The following is a 2,491-nucleotide window of genomic DNA, read 5'->3' as shown; positions in this document are numbered from 1 at the left end:
AGGATGTCCTGTTCTCCGCTGATCCGGCTGAGAAGAAGGGCCCACGCGCCTTGCGCCAAGGTGTTCACGGTAAGCTGATGCTGGCGGGCGAAAGCCTCCATGGCCGCCGTCAGCGCTGACGGCAGGACGCGCGTCTGCTCGGCATAGACCGGGTCGGGACGCTCCGCTGGCGCCGCCGCGCCTAGCGACGTCGGCGTCGCAAATCCCGCTAGCGTCCCACGCCAATAGGCCTCCGCCGCCTGCCGGTCCTGGTTCGCCAACCAGATCAGGTAATCCCGATAGGGACGCGGAGCGGGACGCAGCGAGGCCTTGCCCTGGCGCAAGGACTGATAGGCGGAAAAAACTTGCCCCAGAACCAGCGCGACGCTCCAGCCATCGAGCAGAATGTGATGATGGCTCCACAGGAACAACCATTTGTCCTCGCCGCAGCGCATCAAGGCGAGCCGCATCAGCGGCGGCGCGGCAAAGTCGAACCCCGCCCGCCGGTCAGCCTCCCGATAGGCCTCCCAGCGCCGAGCCTGCTCGGCCTCGGTCAGGCCGCGCCAGTCCTCCTCGATGAGCGGGGGCTCCGCCTTTGCATGGACCGCCTGCAACGGCGCTTCGAGCCCTTCCCATAGGAAAGAGCTGCGCAAGATTGGATGCGCCGCAGCGACCCGCCGCCACGCCGCTGCAAAGGCGGCCGGCTCGAGCGCCCCCCGCAGCGCGCAGCCCAACTGCTCGACATAGACGCCAGATCCCGGCGCATAAAGCGCGTGGAACAGGATGCCCTGCTGCAGCGGCGTCAAAGGATAGAGGTCCTCAATTCCCCGCTGGCCGCCAAGCGCGGCGTCGAGCCGCTCCTGGCTGAGCCGGGCCAGCGGAAAATCCGAGGGCGCATAGCCACCCTCCTCAGGCGATAGGCAATGCGCGATCAAGCCGCGCAGCGCCTCCAAATAGGCCGCCATCAGCCTTTCCGCGCTCGCTCTCCGGTAGCGCGCGCCGCTATAATTCAAGGTCAGCTGCAGCCGGCCGGCCAGCACAATGCCGGAAAAATCAAGATCATGCGCGCGCATCCCGCGCCCGTCCTGCTCCTGCCCCGCGCTTTCGCCCGCGGCTGAAAACAGCGCCCCCTCCGGCAGGCTCTGGTCGAATTGCCCTAGATAGTTGAAGCTGATCGGCGCTTGCTGCGCCCGCAGCCGGGCGGCGATCGGGCTTTCGGGATCGCCATAGCGCAGCAGACCATAGCCGATGCCCTTGCCAGGTATCGCCCGCAGTTGCTCCTTCACGCCCTTCAGCGCCTCACCCGCCGACGCCTCGGGGCGAACCCGCAGGAGCACCGGAAACAGGCTCGTGAACCAGCCGACGGTGCGCGACAGATCGACATCTGGAAAAAGCTCCTCGCGGCCATGGCCCTCGAGATTGACCAGCGCCGTCGCGCTGCCGCTCCAGGCTCGGAGCGCCAGAACCAAGGCCGTCAATAGAATGTCGTTGATCTCGGTCCGATAAGCGGCCGGAGCGTCCCGCAGCAGCCCAATCGTTTCCGCAACATCCAGCGCGCCGACCGCGACCTGCGTCAGCGCCACGGCATTCGAACCGCCGGCGTCATCGACCGGCAAGGGCGGCGCCTCCAGCCGGGCCGGATCGCTCCAATAGGCGGCCTCCTCCGGCCCGAGGCGCGCGCCCGCATAGTCCCAAAGCCGTTCCGCCCACCGCTTGAACGAAGTCGTCTTGGGCGGCAAGCTCGGAGGCCGGCCGGGGTCCGCCGCGAGCTGGCGACAGGCGCTCTCGACATCCTCCAGCAGCACCCGCCAGGAGACCCCATCCACCGCCAGATGATGCGCCACGATGAGCAGACGCTGCGATCCTCCTAGATCAAACCACGCCGCCCGCAGCAAAGGGCCTGCAGTGATATGAAGGCTGGCTTGGAGCGCGCTTGCCGCCGCCGCCAATGCCTCCTCCCGCGCCGCCGCCGGGACCGATCGCAGATCCACCCGGCGCAGCAGCTCGCCGCCCGGCTGACTTACATGAGGCCCCGCGGCGATATGGTGCTGGCGCCACCCTTCCTTCGTCTCGACAAAGCGCAGCCGCGAGGCGTCGTGATGCCCAATCACATGCCAAAGCGCCTGCTCGAGAATTCCGGGGTCAAGCGCATGCCGCGGCGCAAGCAGAACCGATTGGTTCCAATGGTGCGGATTTGGCGGACGAAGCTCGAAAAACCAGCGCTGGATCGGCGTCAGCGCAACCTCCCCGCTGATCGCCCCCTGCTCCGCCGTCTCTGCTTTCCCCGTCGCCTCGCCTTGCCGCTCCGCCGCTGCGGCCAACGCGGCGATGGTCTGATGCTGGAAAACCAGATGCGGCGTAATCATCACCCCGTTCCGGCGCGCCCGGCTCACGACCTGGATGCTCAAGATCGAATCGCCCCCGAGGGCGAAGAAATTGCCGTGGATCCCCACTCGCTCGAGGCCCAATGCCTCGGCGAAGATCGCGGCGAGGATCGCCTCCGCGGGAGTGC

1 protein-coding gene is annotated in these 2,491 nt (G+C 67.4%); it reads right to left on the bottom strand.

Going from position 1 to position 2,491, the window contains the following annotated elements; translation table 11 throughout:
• The coding region (locus DL86_RS15090; protein ID WP_036263202.1) for a condensation domain-containing protein at positions 1-2,491 on the bottom strand (2,491 nt) is incomplete at both ends.

This window comes from Methylocapsa aurea (assembly GCF_000746085.1).
Lineage (GTDB): Bacteria > Pseudomonadota > Alphaproteobacteria > Rhizobiales > Beijerinckiaceae > Methylocapsa > Methylocapsa aurea.
Note: the sequence above shows the minus strand (reverse complement) of the source record. Positions and strands in the feature narration are given on the sequence as shown.